Below are 18,532 nucleotides of genomic sequence, written 5' to 3'. Positions count from 1 at the left end.
AGGGCGCATGCTGAGAAAGTGGATGTTAATGCTGTGTGTGGGGCTTGTACTGAGCGGCTGCGGTGGCGTGCCGGTAACCCGTTACAGTCAGGAAGCGCCGAAGCTAGATCTGCGCCAGTACTTCACCGGGCGTGTCGAGGCCTGGGGAATGTTTCAAAAACGCTCTGGTGAAGTCACCAAGCGCTTTACCGTGGTGATCGACGGGCACAGTGAAGGCGAAGTGCTGGTCATGCACGAGGCCTTCAGCTACAGCGATGGCACCAAGCAGGTGCGGGAGTGGCGCTTGCGTCCCGATGGCCCGGGCCGCTGGAAGGGCACGGCAGGTGATGTGGTTGGCGAGGCCTATGGCGAAGTGTCAGGCAACAGCTTCCACTGGAACTATGTGCTCAGGTTACCGGTGGATGGCACCGAGTATGACGTGAGCCTGGATGACTGGATGTACCTGATCGACGAGAAGACCATGGCCAATCGTTCGTCGATGACCAAGCTGGGTGTCGAAGTCGGGCAGATCACCTTGTTCTTTCGCAAGGCCGGTAAATAAACAACGCCTCGTATGAGGCGTCATCCTTCAGGGCGGCTGTCAGCCGCCCGTCATATTCATGAAGCGCACTACCTGCACGCCATCGTCGTGGGTGAAGTTGTGGCTCCACGGCTTGAGCTGCATGGCGTCGATGATGGCTTTTTCGAGCTTTTCCGGCTGGCCGGGATTGGCGCGCAATACCGCCTTCAAATCCACGGAGTGCTCGTTGCCCAGGCACAGCAGCAAGCGACCTTCGACGGTCATGCGCACGCGGTTGCAAGTGCCGCAGAAGTTATGGCTGTGCGGGGAGATGAAGCCGATGCGAATGCCCGGCGCCTCGGCCAGGCGCCAGTAGCGCGATGGCCCCTGAGTCGAGTCAGTCGAAGGCACCAGCGTGTAACGTTCGGCAATGCGTTCGCGCACCTGATCGCTGGAGTAGAAGGACTCGGCGCGGCTGTGTTCGCTGATGATGCCCAGCGGCATCTCTTCGATGAATGAGACGTCCAGGTTGCGATCAATGGCGAACGCCAACAGGTCGTTGATCTCATCATCGTTGCGACCGTGCATCACCACGCAGTTGAGCTTGGTGTGCACAAAACCGGCGGCGTTGGCGGCATCGATGCCGGCAATCACTTTGTGCAGATCGCCTGTACGGGTCAGCTCGCGGAAACGCTGTGGATCAAGGCTGTCCAGGCTGATGTTGAGACGCGTGACGCCGGCCTTGAACAGCGGGGCAGCCAGTTTGTCCAGCTGCGAACCGTTGGTGGTCATGCACAGTTCACGCAGGCCGGGCAGGGCGGCGATCTTTTCACAAAGCCCCACCACGCCGGCGCGTACCAGCGGCTCACCACCGGTAAGACGAATCTTGCGCGTGCCCAGTGCCACGAAGCGCTCGGCCACCTGGAGGATCTCCTCCAGTGACAGAATCTGTTGCCGAGGCAGAAACGTCATCTCTTCGGCCATGCAGTACACGCAGCGAAAATCACAGCGGTCGGTGACCGACATGCGCAGATAATCGACTTTACGTGCAAAGCGGTCCATCAGGACGGGTTCTGACATTTCACCTTCTAAATAATCGAGATAATCGAGTGGGCTGTATTACCGGATTTGGAGGCCAGTGCGTGACAAGGGTTCAGCCAATTTGCGATGCGCCGATTTCAGGCCTGATCGCAGACTGGCAAAGTGCCTTGCACGAGTTACATAGTAGCTGCACGCATTGCTGCTTGCACTGGCTGCATGGGCGCCACGCTAACCGAGTCGAAATGCCGCAGTCCAATTGCTTGTTCCAATACGCTCATCGACACGCTCTATGGCGCTTTGCCTTGATGGCTGATCAGTCAGGACTGGCGGCATTACTGCGCTCGTAACGCTCCAGCAAAGGCTGGATACTGATGCCGTGTACCAGGATGCTTAGCGCAACAACCGACAGGGTCATGCCGATCACCACGTGGCCGATGTCGTGTGCCAGACCATGTGACAAGGCGAAGCACAGGTAATAAAGACTGCCGATGCCGCGAATGCCGAACCAGCCAACCAGTGCTTTTTGCCTGACGTTGAGCAGACGGCGACTCACCAGCAACCAGACGCTGGCAGGGCGAATCACGCAAAACAGCGCGATCCCCAGGCCGATGGCGCGCCAGTCCCAGTACATCGCCAGCGCCGCGCCCAGCAGGGTGATCAGCAGGACTTCCATGGCGCGCTCCACCAGACTGCCGAACGCCAGCATATCGCCCATCATCACGCCGGCAGCCAGTTGCGAATCGCTCATGTCGTCGACCTGCGCGACCGTGCCCTGTTCGAGGGATGACGTCATATGCCCGAGGACCGGTTGCGCGACATGCTCGGACGGCAGCTCTGAACGCGTGACACGTACCTCGGCCTGACGCAGCCCGAACCCAGCGGCAAATACCGAAAGAAAGCCAAAGGCACCCACGCTTTGCGCGAATACATAAGCCAGAGCGATCAGGGCCAGCGCCAGAAAGTCATTGGGCGAGGTGGTGCTGTCGGCGTTCTTGATGCGCAGGAAGATCATCAGATGGCCGACCCCGCGGCCCATGCCGTAACCCATCAACAAACCGGCCGGCACCGCCCAGATCAAGTCCTTGATCATCCATCCCTGGACCCAGTCGCTCATCGCGCCCCCGGAACTCAGGTACAGCAAGGCAAAGATCACGAATGGAAACGCGGTTCCGTCGTTGAGGCCTGCTTCGCCGGACAGGCCGAAGCGCAGGCGGTCCTGATCCTGGGCGTTGTTGACCTGCACCATGCCGGCGAGCACCGGGTCGGTCGGCGACAGCATGGCACCGAGCAACAACGACACGCCCCAGTCCAGGCCAATGATGTAGTGCCCCGCGACGGTTACGCCAGCGATGGTCGCCAGCATCACCGGCCCGGCCAGCCAATAGGCTGAATGCCAGGCTTTGCCGCGCAAGGGCAGGCGCAACTTGATACCCGTACCGAACAGCGAAAACAGCACCGCCACTTCGGTCAGGCGTTCCAGCCACTCGTAGGATTTCTCGAAATCCAGATCGACGATATCCAGGCCCATCGGGCCGATGCCGAAGCCGAACGCCAGGCACACGGCCGATGTGGTCACTGGCATCCAGCGCAGGTAAGAGGAAGTGAGCGCCAATAGCATCAACAGCACGCCAAGCACGCCCATGCACACAATAAAACTCATAGGGAAAGAACCACCGTCAAAATGCGCCCGAAGAAGAGGGCGTAACGGTGGGACTCCCTTGCACGGTAATAAGTTGAAATAATTTGCCGGATGGCAATCAGCGTGCGTCTTTTACACACGGCGATGCCTCTCGGCGTCGCCGCTGACGTCTAGCGCTCGATACTGCGGCTCCAGCGTGCGTTCCACTCGGGACGGATCTGATTGACCTGATCCCAGTCGATGGTTACTGCTGTTTCCAGGTACTTCTCCATGGCCTCGACCTGACTGCGTGTCTTGTCAGTGGTCGGGGTTTTCGGGTTCGAGGGGATCTGGTCACCGAACTCCAGCGCAGGCGCCTGTGCTTCCGGCGTCAGCAGATAAGCGGCCAGCTTCTGCGCCAGCTCCGGCTGGTTGTTGTTGGCTATCGCGCATTCAGCCACGTTCAACACCACGCCGCCTTCCTTGGGCGATGCATATTCCACCGGTACGCCCTTGATCTTCAGCGCGGTGACCTGGGTCGGCGTCAGCGGGAACAGGGCGGCTTCGTCGGTCTGGACCATTTCCGATATCTTGGCCGAGCTGGCGATGTATTCCAGTACGTTCGGGCCGATGGTTTTCGGCCAGGCCTTGAAGCCGGGCTCGACGTCTTTCTCGCTGCCGCCCTGGATACGGTTGAACATCAGAAAGCCATGCAGGCCGAAGGTCGAGGAGGCCAGTGACTGGAACACCACCTTGTCCTTGAAACGTTTATCGGCCAGGTCCATCCACGAGGTGGGCGCGCTCCAGCCCTGTTCCTTGAACATTCGCGTGTTGTAGGCCAGGCCGGTCACGCCCAGGCTGACGGCTGCTGCCTGTTCCTTGATTTTGGCCTTGGCAGGCAGGTCTGCCAGGCTGGCGCTGGGTTGCAGCGTGTCGCACAGGCCCATGGAAATGGCCCGGTACATGATGCCGTCGTCGAGAAAGATGACGTGCATCTGCGGGTTGTCCTTACTCGCCTGAACCTTGGCGAGGATATCGGCCGACGTGCCAGGCACGATCACCACCTTGACGTTGTTGGCCTTCTCGAACGCCGGCAGCACCTGATCGGCATACAGGCGCTCCATGGTCCCGCCGTTCATGCCCAGGTACAGCGTGGTTTCGGCCATGGCAGGCGTTGACAGAAGTGCGGCAGCCAGCGGCAGGCAGGACAGCCCGGTGAGGGCGAGACGTTTGGTGCTTTTCATAGGGACGACCTTCCTCTGTGCAATGGGATGACGTTCGTAACAGGTTCGATGGCAGGGGGTTGCAGAGCGATTTGCTGAAAGCGGTTGATGGAAAAGGCATCGAGCGAGATCCGTGAGGCGCCGTCGCAGACCCATTCGGCCAGCGCTTCACCCGCTGCCGGACCGATCTGAAAGCCCGCCCCGGCAAAGCCGAAGCCGTGCAGCAGGCCCGGACGAGTCAGGCTCGGACCCAGCACCGGCTCGCGATCCGGCAGATAGCCTTCGGTGCCGCTCCAGGTGCGAATGGCCTGGGCGCCGGCGAGTGGCGGGTAGAGTTCGACGGCGTTGCGCAGGATATCCAGCACCGCCGCCTGTCCCGGTCTGGCGCGTGCCGGGTCGAGGGCAAAGCCTTGTCCGCCGCCCAGGATGCAATTGCCGCGTGCCACTTGCCGGGCATAAATGCCGCCGCCTTCGACACCGGTGCTGACGTCCATGAACATCGGCAGCGGCTCGGTCACCAGCATTGCCGGGTGCCCTGAATACATCGGCACCGGTTCGTTGAATTGTGCTGCCAGCGCTGCGGCCCACGCCCCGGCGCAGTTGAGCAGCCAGGTGGCGCGCAGTGTCAGGCCGCTGGCGGTGGTGACGACGAACACGTTGCCGTCGTGGCTGACTTCACTGACCGGCGCCTGCTCGAACACCTGCGCGCCTGCCCGACGCGCAGCGCGGGCGAAGGCCGGCGACACCAGGCGTGGATTGGCGTGTCCGTCGTCGGCGCACAGCGATGCACCGACGGCGACATCGCCGGCCCAGGGATAACGCGCGCGCAGTTGATCGCGATCAAGCAACTGCAAATCCAGGCCGAATCCCTGGCTGGCTTCGGCATAGGCGCGCAAGGCATTCATGTCCTGTTCGCTGCGCGCCAGTTTGAGATGGCCCGAGCGCTGGTACTCGCCGTCGATGCCGATCAGCTCGCGCAGTTTGCCCCATATCTGATGCGCCCTTTGCGACAAGGGCAACTGCGACAGCGGACGGCCCTGACGCCGCACGCCGCCGTAATTGACGCCGCTGGAGTGCGATCCGCAAAAATCGCGTTCCAGCAAGGCGACCCGCTTGCCCTTCAGGGCCAGCGTCAAGGCTGCCGAGGCGCCGACAATGCCGCCGCCGATGACAATCGCATCGGTTTCAATCAGTGTGCTCATGGTTGCGTCTCCACCGATTGCTTCTCCATGGGCTGCATCCCCAGACCGAAGGGCAGCGGCTTGATCGGTGCCTGACCGCGCAGGCGGCCGACGTGCTCGACGGACCGGCCGCTCTCGCGGGCGATGATCTCGGCCGCGGCCAGACCACACATCCGTCCCTGACAGCGACCCATACCGACTCGGCACATGGCCTTGACCCGGTTGATCTCCCAATGGCCATCCTGCACGGCACTGCGAATCTCACCTGCAGAGACTTCTTCGCAACGGCACACCAGCGTGTCATCCGCCACAGTGGCGGCCCAGTCCTCAGGGAACGGAAACGCGGTTTCCAGCCCGTGGCGGAAGCGTTCGATGCGTCGCAAGGCAGTTTTAAGTGTGTCGATACGTGCGGTGTCTGCCACCACACCGATGTCTTGCAGCAGCCCGAGCGCGGCCAGTTCTCCGGCCATTTCCGCAGCGTCTGCGCCCATGATTCCCGCGCCGTCGCCCGCCAGATAGATGCCTGACACGCTGCTGCGTCCACATTCATCGCGGGTCGGCAGCCACGCCCGGTTGAGCGCGCTCCAGGCGAATTCACAGCCCAGCAGGTCGGCCAGTTGCGTCTCGCTGCGCAGCGCATGGGCAAAAGCGACCGCGTCACAGGCCAGGTGGCCCGATTTGCCGTTACGTTGCCATTGAACGCCGTTTACGCGTTTTTCCCCGTCGATGCGTGTCAGCTGCACACCTTGATGCACCGGAATGCCGTGCGCGCTCAGCCACGCGCGGTAGTAGATGCCTTTGGCCAGCGTTGCCGGTTGGCCCAGCAGCGCCGGCAATGCCTTGCATTGCGCCGAAAACGGCGCGCTGTCGAGCACCGCCAGCACTTTTGCGCCAGCCTTGGCGTACTGATAGGCGACCAGATACAGCAACGGGCCGCTGCCACAAAACACCACGCGCTGGCCGATCGCGCAGCCCTGGTATTTGAGCGCGACCTGCGCTGCGCCGAGGCTGTACACGCCGGGCAGGGTCCAGCCGGGCACCGGCAGAATGCGATCCGTGGCACCGGTGGCGACGATCAGGTGGCTGAAATCGACGGTGGCAGCGGTACCGTTTTGCAGGGTATCGAGTTGATGATCTTCGGCATTCCAGACCAGCGTCTGCGGCCGGTAGTCGATCTGCGCTGCCAGCGTGTCGAGCACTTCGTGCACCGCGACCGCCTTGGCACTTTCAAAACCGTAGAGCGCCTTGGCCGAGCGCTGGAAGTTGTCCGGCTGGCGACGGTAGATCTGGCCGCCGCCGCGCAGCCCTTCATCGATCAGGCAGGCGTTGATGCCGTGAGCCAGTAGCGTCTGGGCGGCGCGAATACCGGCCGGTCCTGCGCCGACAATGGCAATGGCCTGATCGCTCATACGCAGCGCCCCGGTTCACGAATCACCGCCTGACCGGCCTCCAGCAGCGTCGAACAGGCACGCACGCGCTGGCCGTCACCCAGCCTTACCCAGCAGTCCTGGCAGGCGCCCATCATGCAGAAACCGGCGCGAGGTTCGGCACTGAAGTCACTGCCGCGCAAGTGGTCGCTGGCGGTCAGTACCGCAGTCAGCAAGGTGTCGCCCAACAGACCGCTGGCCGGTTGGCCGTCAAGGGTAAAAGGCAGAATCGGGCGTTCATGTTCGGCCAGTCGTTTCAGCAATGCCATAACGTCAAAGCTCCGGTTAGTGTTTGCCGACCAGCACGCGATCCAGCCCGTAGACCCTGTCGAGCAGGATCATGGTGGCGGCGGTGAGGGCGATGACCAGCGCCGACACGGCGGCCATCATCGGGTCGATGGATTCGGTGGCGTAGACATACATGCGCACCGGCAGGGTCTGGGTCGCGGGCGAGGTGACGAAGATCGACAGCGTGACTTCATCGAAACTGTTGATGAACGCCAGTAACCAGCCGCCTGCCACGCCGGGCAGGATCATTGGCAGGGTGATCTGCCGAAACAGCGTGAAACGATCGGCCCCCAGAGACTCGGCGGCGTGCTCGGCGCTGCGGTCGATGCCAATTGCCGCTGCCAGTACCAGGCGCAGTACGTAAGGCGTGATGACCAGCACATGGGCGAAGATCAGCCAGGTGAAGCTGCCGTTCACGCCCATCAGCGCAAACAGGCGCAGCATCGCCACCCCCAGTACCAGGTGCGGAATGATGATCGGCGACAGAAACAGGGCATTGAAAAAGTTGCGGCCCGGGAATGTATGGCGAGTGATCGCCAGAGCGGCGGGTACCGCGATCAGGGTGGCCAGCGTCGCCGATACGAACGCCAGGATCAGGCTGTTGTAGAAGGAATCGATAAAGTCGGCGCGCTCGAAAACGGCCTTGAACCAGCGCAGCGAGAAGTGGGTGGTGGGCAGGCTCAGGGTGTTTTCCGGGGTGAACGCCACCAGGCACACCACCACCAGTGGGGCCATCATGAAGATCACCACCAGCGCATGAAACGAGAGGGCCAACGGACCGTTCTTGGACATGGATCATTCCCCCAGAGTTTTTTTGTAACGGCCTTCGATCATGCGGTTCCAGGACAGCATGACCAGCAGGTTGACCAGCAGCAGCGCCACGGCAAGGGTCGCGCCCATCGGCCAGTTCAGCTCCGACAGGTACTGGTCGTAGATCACCGTGGCGACCATCTTCAGACGTCGTCCGCCGAGCAGTCCGGGGATGGCGAATGAGCTGGCGGCCAGACCGAACACGATCAGCGATCCGGACAGCACGCCGGGCATGACCTGCGGCAGCACGATCAGACGCATGACTTTCGCCTGGCTGGCGCCCAGCGACAGCGCGGCCTGTTCGGCTGTGGGGTCGAGCTTCTGCAGCGAGGTCCAGACCGGAATGATCATGAACGGCAACATGACGTGGACCAGCGCAATGACCACGGCAAACGGGGTGTACAGCAGTTTCACCGGGCGTCCGCCCATGAACTGGATGACCTGATTGATCAGACCGTCCGCGCCCAGCAGCAGGCTCCAGCCGAACGCCCGGACCACCACCGAGATCAGCAGCGGCGTGAGAATCAGGATCAGGAAGATCGAGCGCCACGGCGTGCCCATGCGGCTGAGAATGTAGGCTTCGGGGACGCCGATCAGCACGCACAGCAGGGTGACCAGCGCACTGATCCAGAAGGTGCGCAGGAAGATTTCATAGAAATACGAGTCGGTGACCACGGCCATATAGTTGGCCAGCGTGTAGCTGTCGCTTTTCACCCCGACCTGATAGTCGAACACGTTGAACGACAGCACCAGGGTCAGACCCAGCGGCAACACCAGCAAACCGATATACAGCGCCAGCGCCGGAGCTGAAAGCCAGTAGCCGCGGCCGCCCTGACGCATTTCGCTCAGCAGGCTCATGCGCGCACCTCGTCGGCATCCAGCACGCGCAGCAACTCGGTGGGCCAGTCCATGTCGACCGCCGCGCCTTGCTCCAGCGGCGCCTGGCCGTCGTTGCGACGTACTACCGTCACTTCGCCAATGCCGGTCTGGATGCGATACAGCCACTGGCTGCCGAGGAAATAACGGGTGACGATGCGTCCTGACAGTCGTCCGCAGCCAGGTGCCACCAGATCGATCTTCTCGGGACGCAGGCTGAGGGTCAGGCTGCCATCGCCGGGCACCTGACGAATCTGCGGGATGCCGCTGCTGTCCAGATCACCCTGCAACATGTTGGCCTTGCCGACAAAACCCGAAATGAAGCGTGTGCGCGGGTGTTCGTAAAGCTTGTAAGGCTCGTCGATCTGGGTGATACGACCGGCCTGCATCACCACCACTCGATCGCTGATCGACAGTGCTTCTGCCTGATCATGGGTGACCATCAGTGTGGTAATGCCGACTTCGTTCTGAATGCGGCGGATCTCGAACTGCATCTCTTCGCGCAGGTTGGCGTCCAGGTTGGACAGCGGCTCGTCGAGCAGCAGCACTGGCGGCTCGATTACCAGTGCGCGGGCCAGTGCGACCCGCTGGCGCTGACCACCGGACAGCTCGCGCGGGTAGCGCTCGGCATGCTGACCGAGGCGCACCAGTTCCAGCACCCTTGTGACACGCGGGTGCAACTCGGCGGCAGGCACCTTGCGCATCCGCAGGCCGAACGCAACGTTGTCGGCCACGGTCATGTGCGGAAACAGCGCATAGCTTTGAAACACTACGCCGAGGCCTCGGCTGCTGGGTTTCGCGTGGGTGATGTCGCGCCCGTCGAGCACAATGCGCCCGTCACTGACTTCAACGAAACCGGCGATCATTTGCAGGGTGGTGGTTTTGCCGCAGCCGGAAGGGCCGAGCAGTGAAACGAATTCGCCCTTGTCGACGGCCAGGTTGGTGGCAACCACCGCGTCAATGGAGCCGTAGCGTTTGGAGAGTCCTTCGAGCTGCAGAAATGCCATGCCTGCTTCCACCTTTGTGCATGCGCGCCGAAGCACGCGTTTGTCATGGGCAGATGCGAAATGAAGTCATGCAGTTATGTGGACGTTGGTGCTCGCTCTGCGTCGGCTACCGATGATTGTTCAAATCGCCCCTGTGGACTGAGAGTAGGGCGAAGGCTAGGATGGGCTCAACAGAGAATTTCACTGAATAACATTTTTCTTTGGATTAATTCTTTTAGTGGAAATATAAAGAGATATTGCTATGGATAATTCCACTGATCGGAATAGTGAGAAAGCTGAAGTCGGCGTGGGAGCCGTTTCCCGTCTGTTCGCGGTACTGCGCTGCCTGGGCGATTGTGACGAAGGCGGCGAGCGGGTCACGCAACTCGCCCAGCGGGTCGGGTTGTCGCAACCCACCACACACCGCTTGCTGCGCAGCCTGATGGATGAGGGCATGGTCGAGCAGGATCTGCTCAGCAAACGTTACCGGTTGAGCATCGAGTTCTTCGCCCTGGCCGCCAAGGCGGGTAATACCGGCAACCTGCGTGACGTGGTGCGCCCCAGCCTTTTGCGCCTGTCCGCCTCACTGGGTGACTCGCTGTTTCTGCTGGCACGCAGCGGTTTCGACGCGATCTGCCTGGACCGCAGCGAAGGCCCGTACCCGATCCGCACGTTCACCGGCGACATCGGCGGCCGTGTAGCCTTGGGCGTGGGGCAGGGCAGTCTGGCGATTCTTGCGTTTCTGCCTGAGGACGAGCGGGAAACGGTCATTGCCTACAACCTGCCACGGCTCAAGGATTTTCACCTGTACGACGAGGTGTTTCTGCGTTCGGAGGTGGAAAACGTACGACGCCAGGGCTACGCGGGGCGCAACACCGGCGCGCTTCCGGGCATGGCCGGGCTTGCTGTGCCGATCCTGGACCGCAGCGGTCGTGCAGTGGCTGCGCTCAGTGTGGCGACCATCTCCGATCGGCTTGGGCCGGATCGCCTGATGACCGTGGTCGAACTGCTCAAGCGCGAAGCCACGGCCATCAGCGCCAGAATCAACCCGTTCGACCCGTCGCTGCGGCGGCCCAGCCAGGTGTTCGGGCAGGTTGAATAGGCAGCATGCCTGTTCAGTTTCGAAGCGGCTGTCGGTCTTCGCTCGTTACGCCCAGCCGCTGCGGTTCAAGCCTTCTGCCTTGAATACCAGCGCCTTCAGGCCGCCCTCAACGCGAGCGTCGGGGAACTCCGGCGGGTTTTCCAGGCGTTGTTCGAAGCGCAGGCAAGGTGCTTCGATTGCGGTGTGCTGAATCAGAAAGTCCGGTCCCAGTGCGGGATCGTTCATGCACGCCAGCACTGAACCGTTCTCGTCCAGCAACTCCGGCAATCGACGCAGGACACGCTGGTAGTCCTTGTCGAGCATGAAACTGCCTTTCTGGAAGGACGGCGGGTCAATAATGATCAGGTCATAAGGGCCGCAACGGGTGACCTTGGCCCAGGACTTGAACAGGTCATGGCCCAGAAAGGTCACGCGGCTGAGGTCCTGATCATTGAGGCGATGATTCTCGCGACCGCGATTCAACGCAGCACGGGCCATGTCCAGATTCACGACGTGATCGGCACCCCCGGCCAGGGCTGCGACCGAGAAGCCGCAGGTGTAGGCGAACAGATTGAGGATGCGTTTGCCCTTGGCCTGCGCCTGCACCCATTCACGGCCGTAGCGCATGTCCAGAAACAGGCCGCTGTTCTGCTTTTTGCCGAAATCGACTTTGTAGCGCAGGCCGTTTTCGGTGATCACCCATTCATCCACGACCTCGCCGGTCAGCCATTGCGTAGTGCTTTGTGGCAGATAGCGGTGCTGCAGCAGCAGGGTGTGCGCCTGGCTCAGCTGCCACTGGGGCGTGTCGATCAACGCGTGCAACAGCTGCATCAATGCTGCCAGCTCGGATTCAAGAGGTTCCTTGAACACCGAGACCAGCACCACGCCCTGCATCCAGTCGACGGTGATGTGCTCCAGCCCTGGCCACACACGACCACGGCCGTGAAACAGGCGGCGGGTTTCATTCGGGACGTTGTTCAACGCGTCGATCAGGTGCTGTTGCAGAATCGCGAGTGCTTCAGGGGTCATGGCGCAGATCGGTCAGGAAAAGCGGCGTATGGTAAACGTATTTCAGCAGATGGGCATCGCAGGGTTCAGCGTGGCATGTATTGACGTTGCCAGCGGTGCGGGATTTTCAGCGAAACCAGTCCCAGCAACGCCGACAAGCTGCCGCTGATCAACAGGGCATTGAGCCCCAGGCGGTGCTCGAGTAGCGCGCCTATCACGGCCCCGATGAACATGCCGACCCAGGGGACCAGTTGCACGCGCCAGCCGTCCCGGCGTTCCCCCAGCATCCAGCGCCCCAGGCCACGACCGAAACGCGACAGCGCACCGGTCACGTAAGTCAGACCGACCGGCAGCCCGTTGACCTGCTCGACGGCGGCGTTGAGCATGCCCATTGCCAGAATCGCCCAGATCAGCGCGAGCATGTTGCTTTCCAGTGGCCATGCGGCAGCCGCACACAGCAGCGTGGCGATGCCCAGCAGCAAAGGCAGGGCACGCCGCCCGCCAAGACGCGCAACCACTACGCCCAGCGCATTGCCGGCAATGAAAGCCAGGATTGCAAGGGTCAGACGCACCATCACGCTCAGGTCGCCATCACTGATCGCGACGGCAAGCCGGGTGGTGTTGCCACTCATGAACGAAACGAAATCGCCGGTCGCCATGAAGCCAATGGCATCGGTCATGCCGGCCAGAACCGACAGGCTCGCAACCAGCCCCATACCGACCCGGCCACGCCATTTCTGCAGGCTCAGATGCCTTGGGCTGACGCTGGAAGTGGCGGGCTGTGGCAGCATCGAAGGTCCTCTGGACCGAAGAAAGCGCGTCTGAACTTGGGTGCAGCGATTTACAGCGGCTTGGCGCGCACGATCCGCTTGGCCTTGACCTCATCAGCATAGGCTTTGAGCTGGTCGGCATCGCTGTAAAGACGGTTGACCATCTGCAGCACTGCGGTGACATCCACATCGTTCATCTGAGAGGCGAGTTTGAGAATTTCTTCCGCCGTGTTTTCCAGGTTGGTTGCTGTCCCTTTCAGGTGTCGCTTCAGCTCCTGAGTCGACTTATTGAGCGCCATACGTGTTCCTGTGCCAAGACCTTGAATTCCATACCCGGAGCATGGCTTTTTCTGCGATAACAAGCAATCAGGCGTGTGCCTGTGCGTCAGGGTATCGGCCGATTCAGGCTGATCTGCAAGGCAAGCTGCTCAATCGTCGCGGGTCAGCACTTCCAGCAGTTCTATTTCGAACGTCAGGTCGGCACCGGGCTTGATGTGCGCGCCCATGCTTCTGTCGCCGTAGGCCAGGTGGGCGGGGACGAACAATTGACGCTTGCCGCCGACTTTCATGCCCATCAGGCCCTGGTCCCAGCCTTTAATGACGCGACCAGTGCCGATCACGCACTGAAACGGCTTGCCACGCTCGTGGGAGGAATCAAACACAGTCCCGTCTTCAAGGGTTCCGGTGTAATGGGTGGTGATCAGTGCACCCTTTACCGCTGCCTTGCCCTCGCCGGGGTGCAGATCGGTAATCTGTAATTCTTTGCTCATTGCCAAGCTTCCGGTTGCAGCGCGCTCTGTGATTGGCGCGAGCGGGCTTTCTCGCAGAAAAGCCGCTTCATGACAAGCCGCTTCATGACAAACCGGTGGAAACGAAAACGGGGAAAGCTTTCGCTTCCCCCGTTTAGTCGAATCCAGTAACTGTCAGAGATTCTGCGAGCTGACCACCATGGCCTGCGCGATGTTCTCTTTCTGCTCCTGAGTGAAGCCGTCCCATATATTGGTCTTGGCGTAGTAACCCAGGCCCGCCAGGCAATAAAGGCTGAGGGTCAGAACGATGACGATCGAGACAAAGGTCCAGCGGCCTTCGTCATCGTCTTCCCGTGTGAAGCTGCGCGAATAGTTGTCCTCTGCGCTGCGGAAGAACAGCGCGGACGAAAGACGCTTGAGCCACTGGAACAAATGAACAACAACGATGCGCAGCATGGGTAAATCACCTCAAAGGTCAAGAAAACGGGTTGCCGGGATGCCGTCGAGGGCATCGGATGCAAAAGCTGAAAACGAAAAAAGCCCGTCTATGACGGGCTTTCTTTTTATGAATCTGATCAGGCGAGCAGTGAAGGGCGACGTTGAAACGGATCGCGAGAAGCACTGCGCATGCCTGACTTTATGGAAATATTTTAAAAAATATTGGTCAGGTCTTGTAATACTTTGTCATCGTACGAAACATCTATGGGTATTTTAGGATTAACGCCCTTATCTCTAATTATTTCGTTCTCTCTCGATGTTTGCTTTATACCTGCCGGTGATTCAAATTCAGGATAAGTTATTTAGTGCTCAGTGGAAGTCAGGATCATGTTCGTAGCTATCAGCATTGTATTGGTCTATCGCAGACTGAGTGTGCCTGACTCCAATCTCAATATTACCCCAGTCTTTAACCATCTTTGCCACGCCATGAAATCCTGGGAAGAGGGTTGATCCATCAATGCCCATCTTTGAACACAAATCCAGCAAGTCTGGTGCCTCACTCAGTGGGAGTGTCATTTTTATAAGTGGAGCATGGCGATCTGTTATGTTGTAGATTTCTTGAACATCCTCAAGTGCATCAACCGTGTATGTATCGTCTATGTGATCCTTCGCATGGTGAGCAGTGAACAAACCAGACTGAGCCGCCTGATTCTGGCTCGTGCCTCCGGGTGGTCGAATGATCTTCACCGTCTTCCAGAAAGGAGCAGGAGTTGTTTCCAGCGCCCACACGGCGATCTTCGGCATCCCCATAAAGTCAATCTCAAAGCTAGCTGATGCTGCTGCAAAGTAACAGGCGACAAAGCTTCTATCAGTCCAGTCTAGGAGGCGGGTTGGCACTTCGTAGTGTTGAGCTATCGCCATGATTTGGTGCATTTCTTGCTGAGGCCACGGTCCTTTTCCACTCATGAACGAGTGTTGAGCAGTTAGCAGTCTATCTCTAATCTGCTCTGTATATCCGGGCACAATTAATCCCGAACGATCACAACCATCTAAGAATTTCTTCAAAATTTCTAGCTCAAAGCGGACTTGGCCCGAACTTGATTTGTCTAACATTCTTCGAGGGGAATCGTACCCAAATGACCCCTTGCCATTACGGCATACAGAAGGGGTAAGCTTGTATGCGTCGCTTGGCTGGCCCCTGAAGACGTATTTCCCGTTTTTCCAAACTTCATTAAGGGGGGATACATAGTCAAGTAACTGACGTGCAGTCTCAAAGGGTATCTCAGTTGGGCTTGCCATCGTTCCTTCATCCTTATTCTGTTGGTTGTATCCAAGTGTAATGGCCGTTAATGAAGAGTAGCAACACCTAGTAGACAGTCTAGGGGGTTATTAGGTGAGGCTGTCCAGCCTCAATGCCAACGGTAAGCACGCCTGTGGAGCCCTACGGCATTATCCCGCTTAATGCTTGGTCTAGAAAGTTCGAAAAAGCCTAAGCGCCGACAGGCTCTCAGGAGGGGGGACTGGGTTATTTGGAAATTAAGAGTGATTCTCATTTGTGTGGGGGGTTGTTGCTTAATGCCCCTTGCTTGAATCTGGCTTTTGACGCATAAAGCAAAGCTTCCAATGAAATAGACCATTATTTTAGTGAAAAAATTGAGAAACGCATGGGAGCGCTTATGCCGTTCTGGCGGGGTTTTGCGCTGGAAAAGGTCTTCACTCTGGCGACGTTTTGCTCTGATAGAATAGCGTTTTTACTCGTCTGGGAAGAGGCTAAATTGAAAGGGTTTATAGGGAAAGTTTTAGGGGGGGCTGCGGCTGCTATCGGTCTGGTGGTAGCGGGCTTGGTTAACTATGTTATCGAGCACGGAGAGTTGCCTGCTTGGTCTTCGGGTGCCCTTAGCTGGCTATATAGTTTAATAACGCTTGAGGCGCCTTTGGCCTTATGGAAAGTCTTATTGCTTCTTCTAATACCCTCTCTGGGGTTTGGTGCTTTGAGTTATTATTTGGTGCGTAAGTACGATCTACTTGTAGATGATTACAATAAGCAGAATAGAAAGTTTAGTATTGCTGAAGCTGTCAGAGCGAAGTTGGAAAAAGTTTGTGTTGAGTTAGAGTCTGCTAATGCAAAGCTGCTGGATGAAAATAGTGTTTTGAAAGTCCAGAATCAGTCTATACCTAACGAGAAATCTACCCAAGTGGCGCTGACTGAAACACATTTCGACATATTGCTGCTAGTAGCGGACTGTGAGAATACGAGTGTAATACCGACAATCTCAAACCTTTCTGCTCGATCTGACCTTACCAAGGTGGCCCTGACTAGTGCGCTTGACGATCTAAGAGATCTTGCATATGTCTTGCGATTCAATATAGGTCTTGATAAACGGTTCCAATTGACAGCGTCTGGCAGAAAACTTGTTTTGAGTAAGGGGTAGCTATGATAGTGCCATTGTCCTGTGTGCAGGCACTGAACAAAACAGTTCTTACTCGCGTACGGTCTTGCAAGAGCACTTGATAAGCTAACCAAATTTGATAGGCAGACAGGCAACCCTAAAGGGCCACCACTAAAGTGGCCTTTTTTTGTGCCTACCTGATAACTGATCTATCCTCTCCTAGGACGCCTAACAGCCACACCGCCTAGGAAATGAGATCGAGATTATGTAGCACGTTGCATTTCAGGGCTGCTTCGATATCAATGGTATAAAGGCGCTCTCGATTTTCGACTATATTGTGTTCATTTACGTTAGGAGAGGTAATGATGGGGGAATTCAAAAATAGATTGACTCAGCGACGCATGCACACAGAGATTGTCCAAGGCTACTGCTTGATCTGTGGAGTCTATGGAAAGCTCAGTTGGGATCACGTACCTCCACAGGGTAGTATTACAATCACCAAGGTCGAGCAGGTACACCTAACTGAAATAATGGGGGTGGATCCGGTTCCAGTCAGGGGCTTGAAATCGCCTAATGGGAGTAAATTTAAAACTATTTGTAAAGAATGTAACAGTGGTTACTTGGGTGTGAATGATCAAGAAGTGGCAAGGGTTTATAAAGGGATCACTGAACTTGTGAATCATCATTTCACGTATGCCAGTAATCCGCACAACGTTTTTTGGTTTCCGTTTGATGCTGTGAAATTCTGTCGTGCAATGATAGGTCATGTCTTATCCGCCACCACTGTCGATGAGTGTAGAGAGAAACCAATAGCCTCGCCATATTTTACACCGCTCCAAAAGTTTGTGATGGGTGATGATACTGCTATGAAAGATACACACGATATGTATTGTTGGTTCTACCCACATCGCCATCATTTAAGTATTAAGCTTTTTGCGTTCAGAAATCGTGGAAATCAATGCAGTATTAGTTTGCTATCTTTTTTTCCGTTGGCATTTTCTATAACTGAGAAAGGAAAGGGTATTTATCCTTCTGGGGCTTGCAAGGTTGAACTTACAGACGACAGGCTTTTTGTCGATTTATCGTCTGGCCATTTCCCTTATTCAGGTTTCCCTTTTACAGGCTTTTCGGGTGATCAGATGATGGCACTCAATAGTGCACAAGCGATTGTCAGCTATCCGATCAAAGATTGAGCCGTCTCCAAGCAGGGTTTACCAACATCCTGATCACGATACTACGGAGCTTTAACACGCATCGATACAAGCACATGCCACTGGCTTTGCCCAACATAAGTCAAAATTTCCCAGTGTTACTTACAAAGAGCTTGCTCCCAGCCCTTGATGACGCGACCTGTGCCGATCACGCACTGAAACGGCTTGCCACGCTCGTGGGAGGAATCGAACACAGTGCCATCTTCAAGGGTTCCGGTGTAATGCGTGGTGATCAGTGCACCCTTTACCGCTGCCTTGCCCTCGCCGGGGTGCAGATCGGTAATCTGTAATTCTTTGCTCATTGCCAAGCTTCCGGTTGCAGCGCGCTCTGTCATTGGCGCGAGCGGGCTTTCTCGCAGAAAAGCCGCTTCATGACAAGCCGCTTCATGACAAACCGGTGGAAACGAAAACGGGGGAAGCTTTCGCTTCCCCCGTTTAGTCGAACCCCAGTAACTGTCAGAGATTCTGCGAGCTGACCACCATGGCCTGCGCGATGTTCTCTTTCTGCTCCTGAGTGAAGCCGTCCCAGATGTTGGTCTTGGCGTAGTAACCCAGGCCCGCCAGGCAATAAAGGCTGAGGGTCAGAACGATGACGATCGAGACAAAGGTCCAGCGGCCTTCGTCATCGTCTTCCCGTGTGAAGCTGCGCGAATAGTTGTCCTCTGCGCTGCGGAAGAACAGCGCGGACGACAGACGCTTGAGCCACTGGAACAAATGAACAACAACGATGCGCAGCATGGGTAAATCACCTCAAAGGTTAAGAAAACGGGTTGCCCGGTTGCCGTCGAGGGCATCGGATGCAAAAGCTGAAAACGAAAAAAGCCCGTCTATGACGGGCTTTCTTTTTATGATTCTGATCAGGCGAGCAGTGAAGGGCGACGTTGAAAATGATCGCGGGAAGCACTGCGCATGCCTGACGTTATGGAAACATTTTAA

General features: G+C 57.8%; 20 protein-coding genes and 1 pseudogene. 4 read left to right on the top strand and 17 right to left on the bottom strand.

All coding sequences use genetic code 11. The annotated features are described in order from the left end of the window. Positions 1-7: 7 nt before the first annotated feature. Entirely contained in the window at positions 8-541 is a 534-nt protein-coding gene (locus JOE29_RS13150) for a DUF3833 domain-containing protein (RefSeq protein ID WP_003407549.1), read from the top strand. A 39-nt stretch (positions 542-580) separates the two neighbouring features. On the opposite strand, the gene moaA is transcribed toward JOE29_RS13150, so the two are convergent. The 9 genes from moaA to JOE29_RS13105 all read right to left on the bottom strand — a co-directional run bounded on the left by moaA (position 581) and on the right by JOE29_RS13105 (position 9,970). Then, a complete protein-coding gene (moaA, locus tag JOE29_RS13145) occupies positions 581-1,579 on the bottom strand; it encodes a GTP 3',8-cyclase MoaA (RefSeq protein WP_003317890.1) in 999 nt (332 codons plus the stop codon). Positions 1,580-1,853: 274 nt separating this feature from the next. Continuing rightward, entirely contained in the window at positions 1,854-3,200 is a 1,347-nt protein-coding gene (locus JOE29_RS13140; RefSeq protein ID WP_137984072.1) for a sodium:proton antiporter, read from the bottom strand. Between the two features lie 149 nt (positions 3,201-3,349). Continuing rightward, positions 3,350-4,402: an ABC transporter substrate-binding protein gene (locus JOE29_RS13135; RefSeq protein ID WP_003409951.1), complete on the bottom strand. Its 1,053-nt coding sequence runs from the start codon at positions 4,400-4,402 to the stop codon at positions 3,350-3,352. Further along, positions 4,399-5,583 carry an FAD-dependent oxidoreductase gene (locus tag JOE29_RS13130; protein ID WP_210079587.1) on the bottom strand — a complete coding sequence of 395 codons (1,185 nt, stop codon included), beginning with the start codon at positions 5,581-5,583 and terminating at the stop codon, positions 4,399-4,401. The genes JOE29_RS13135 and JOE29_RS13130 overlap by 4 nt, the downstream gene beginning before the upstream one ends. Then, positions 5,580-6,971: an FAD/NAD(P)-binding oxidoreductase gene (locus tag JOE29_RS13125; RefSeq protein ID WP_210079586.1), complete on the bottom strand. Its 1,392-nt coding sequence runs from the start codon at positions 6,969-6,971 to the stop codon at positions 5,580-5,582. Before JOE29_RS13125 ends, JOE29_RS13130 begins: the two co-directional genes overlap by 4 nt. Further along, a complete protein-coding gene (locus JOE29_RS13120; protein ID WP_017278380.1) occupies positions 6,968-7,258 on the bottom strand; it encodes a (2Fe-2S)-binding protein in 291 nt (96 codons plus the stop codon). The genes JOE29_RS13125 and JOE29_RS13120 overlap by 4 nt, the downstream gene beginning before the upstream one ends. A gap of 16 nt (positions 7,259-7,274) precedes the next feature. Beyond that, positions 7,275-8,069, bottom strand: coding sequence for an ABC transporter permease (locus JOE29_RS13115; protein ID WP_003348289.1), 795 nt, complete (start codon positions 8,067-8,069; stop codon positions 7,275-7,277). Positions 8,070-8,072: 3 nt separating this feature from the next. Further along, complete coding sequence (locus JOE29_RS13110; protein WP_003317898.1) at positions 8,073-8,945, bottom strand: ABC transporter permease; 873 nt, start codon at positions 8,943-8,945, stop codon at positions 8,073-8,075. Then, positions 8,942-9,970: an ABC transporter ATP-binding protein gene (locus JOE29_RS13105; protein WP_210079585.1), complete on the bottom strand. Its 1,029-nt coding sequence runs from the start codon at positions 9,968-9,970 to the stop codon at positions 8,942-8,944. The genes JOE29_RS13110 and JOE29_RS13105 overlap by 4 nt, the downstream gene beginning before the upstream one ends. Before the next feature lie 241 nt (positions 9,971-10,211). Here JOE29_RS13105 and JOE29_RS13100 point away from each other — a divergent pair, with 241 nt between their 5' ends. After that, positions 10,212-11,051 carry an IclR family transcriptional regulator gene (locus JOE29_RS13100; protein ID WP_024961343.1) on the top strand — a complete coding sequence of 280 codons (840 nt, stop codon included), beginning with the start codon at positions 10,212-10,214 and terminating at the stop codon, positions 11,049-11,051. A 45-nt stretch (positions 11,052-11,096) separates the two neighbouring features. Here JOE29_RS13100 and JOE29_RS13095 read toward each other — a convergent pair whose 3' ends face one another. The 6 genes from JOE29_RS13095 to JOE29_RS13070 all read right to left on the bottom strand — a co-directional run bounded on the left by JOE29_RS13095 (position 11,097) and on the right by JOE29_RS13070 (position 15,294). After that, positions 11,097-12,059: a class I SAM-dependent methyltransferase gene (locus JOE29_RS13095; RefSeq protein WP_074953594.1), complete on the bottom strand. Its 963-nt coding sequence runs from the start codon at positions 12,057-12,059 to the stop codon at positions 11,097-11,099. Between the two features lie 65 nt (positions 12,060-12,124). After that, on the bottom strand, positions 12,125-12,829 hold the full coding sequence (locus JOE29_RS13090; RefSeq protein WP_058445037.1) for a YoaK family protein: 705 nt from the start codon (positions 12,827-12,829) through the stop codon (positions 12,125-12,127). Between the two features lie 50 nt (positions 12,830-12,879). Continuing rightward, positions 12,880-13,107 (bottom strand): hypothetical protein, encoded by a 228-nt coding sequence (locus tag JOE29_RS13085; RefSeq protein ID WP_003317903.1) that lies wholly within the window; start codon positions 13,105-13,107, stop codon positions 12,880-12,882. 129 nt (positions 13,108-13,236) lie between these two features. After that, positions 13,237-13,578, bottom strand: coding sequence for an FKBP-type peptidyl-prolyl cis-trans isomerase (locus JOE29_RS13080; RefSeq protein WP_032661426.1), 342 nt, complete (start codon positions 13,576-13,578; stop codon positions 13,237-13,239). Positions 13,579-13,731: 153 nt separating this feature from the next. Continuing rightward, on the bottom strand, positions 13,732-14,013 hold the full coding sequence (locus JOE29_RS13075; protein WP_003424123.1) for a hypothetical protein: 282 nt from the start codon (positions 14,011-14,013) through the stop codon (positions 13,732-13,734). A gap of 351 nt (positions 14,014-14,364) precedes the next feature. Then, on the bottom strand, positions 14,365-15,294 hold the full coding sequence (locus JOE29_RS13070; RefSeq protein ID WP_103364622.1) for an FRG domain-containing protein: 930 nt from the start codon (positions 15,292-15,294) through the stop codon (positions 14,365-14,367). Positions 15,295-15,659: 365 nt separating this feature from the next. On the opposite strand from JOE29_RS13070, the gene JOE29_RS13065 reads away from it, so the two are divergent. Then, the gene (locus tag JOE29_RS13065; protein WP_210079584.1) at positions 15,660-16,427 is read left to right on the top strand and encodes a hypothetical protein; all 768 of its coding nucleotides are present in this window, start codon (positions 15,660-15,662) and stop codon (positions 16,425-16,427) included. Between the two features lie 320 nt (positions 16,428-16,747). Beyond that, positions 16,748-17,578: a metal-binding protein gene (locus tag JOE29_RS13060; protein ID WP_245226701.1), complete on the top strand. Its 831-nt coding sequence runs from the start codon at positions 16,748-16,750 to the stop codon at positions 17,576-17,578. Between the two features lie 131 nt (positions 17,579-17,709). Here JOE29_RS13060 and JOE29_RS13055 read toward each other — a convergent pair. Both JOE29_RS13055 and JOE29_RS13050 read right to left on the bottom strand, forming a co-directional pair. Then, positions 17,710-17,898 (bottom strand): annotated as a pseudogene (locus tag JOE29_RS13055) (FKBP-type peptidyl-prolyl cis-trans isomerase); the annotation flags it as partial. A 154-nt stretch (positions 17,899-18,052) separates the two neighbouring features. After that, positions 18,053-18,334, bottom strand: coding sequence for a hypothetical protein (locus JOE29_RS13050; protein ID WP_003424123.1), 282 nt, complete (start codon positions 18,332-18,334; stop codon positions 18,053-18,055). Between the last annotated feature and the right edge of the window lie 198 nt (positions 18,335-18,532).

It is taken from the genome of Pseudomonas sp. PvP009 (genome assembly GCF_017832995.1).
In the GTDB taxonomy this organism is placed as follows: Bacteria; Pseudomonadota; Gammaproteobacteria; order Pseudomonadales; family Pseudomonadaceae; genus Aquipseudomonas; species Aquipseudomonas syringae.
This window is presented reverse-complemented; position numbering and strand designations above follow the sequence as displayed.

Excerpts from the sequence above, each read along its gene's own strand:
- JOE29_RS13150 (WP_003407549.1), top strand. The coding sequence starts at position 8 with ATGCTGAGAAAGTGGATGTTAATGCTGTGTGTGGGGCTTGTACTGAGC.
- moaA (WP_003317890.1), bottom strand. The coding sequence starts at position 1,579 with ATGTCAGAACCCGTCCTGATGGACCGCTTTGCACGTAAAGTCGATTAT.
- JOE29_RS13140 (WP_137984072.1), bottom strand. The coding sequence starts at position 3,200 with ATGAGTTTTATTGTGTGCATGGGCGTGCTTGGCGTGCTGTTGATGCTA.
- JOE29_RS13135 (WP_003409951.1), bottom strand. The coding sequence starts at position 4,402 with ATGAAAAGCACCAAACGTCTCGCCCTCACCGGGCTGTCCTGCCTGCCG.
- JOE29_RS13130 (WP_210079587.1), bottom strand. The coding sequence starts at position 5,583 with ATGAGCACACTGATTGAAACCGATGCGATTGTCATCGGCGGCGGCATT.
- JOE29_RS13125 (WP_210079586.1), bottom strand. The coding sequence starts at position 6,971 with ATGAGCGATCAGGCCATTGCCATTGTCGGCGCAGGACCGGCCGGTATT.
- JOE29_RS13120 (WP_017278380.1), bottom strand. The coding sequence starts at position 7,258 with ATGGCATTGCTGAAACGACTGGCCGAACATGAACGCCCGATTCTGCCT.
- JOE29_RS13115 (WP_003348289.1), bottom strand. The coding sequence starts at position 8,069 with ATGTCCAAGAACGGTCCGTTGGCCCTCTCGTTTCATGCGCTGGTGGTG.
- JOE29_RS13110 (WP_003317898.1), bottom strand. The coding sequence starts at position 8,945 with ATGAGCCTGCTGAGCGAAATGCGTCAGGGCGGCCGCGGCTACTGGCTT.
- JOE29_RS13105 (WP_210079585.1), bottom strand. The coding sequence starts at position 9,970 with ATGGCATTTCTGCAGCTCGAAGGACTCTCCAAACGCTACGGCTCCATT.
- JOE29_RS13100 (WP_024961343.1), top strand. The coding sequence starts at position 10,212 with ATGGATAATTCCACTGATCGGAATAGTGAGAAAGCTGAAGTCGGCGTG.
- JOE29_RS13095 (WP_074953594.1), bottom strand. The coding sequence starts at position 12,059 with ATGACCCCTGAAGCACTCGCGATTCTGCAACAGCACCTGATCGACGCG.
- JOE29_RS13090 (WP_058445037.1), bottom strand. The coding sequence starts at position 12,829 with ATGCTGCCACAGCCCGCCACTTCCAGCGTCAGCCCAAGGCATCTGAGC.
- JOE29_RS13085 (WP_003317903.1), bottom strand. The coding sequence starts at position 13,107 with ATGGCGCTCAATAAGTCGACTCAGGAGCTGAAGCGACACCTGAAAGGG.
- JOE29_RS13080 (WP_032661426.1), bottom strand. The coding sequence starts at position 13,578 with ATGAGCAAAGAATTACAGATTACCGATCTGCACCCCGGCGAGGGCAAG.
- JOE29_RS13075 (WP_003424123.1), bottom strand. The coding sequence starts at position 14,013 with ATGCTGCGCATCGTTGTTGTTCATTTGTTCCAGTGGCTCAAGCGTCTT.
- JOE29_RS13070 (WP_103364622.1), bottom strand. The coding sequence starts at position 15,294 with ATGGCAAGCCCAACTGAGATACCCTTTGAGACTGCACGTCAGTTACTT.
- JOE29_RS13065 (WP_210079584.1), top strand. The coding sequence starts at position 15,660 with ATGGGAGCGCTTATGCCGTTCTGGCGGGGTTTTGCGCTGGAAAAGGTC.
- JOE29_RS13060 (WP_245226701.1), top strand. The coding sequence starts at position 16,748 with ATGATGGGGGAATTCAAAAATAGATTGACTCAGCGACGCATGCACACA.
- JOE29_RS13050 (WP_003424123.1), bottom strand. The coding sequence starts at position 18,334 with ATGCTGCGCATCGTTGTTGTTCATTTGTTCCAGTGGCTCAAGCGTCTG.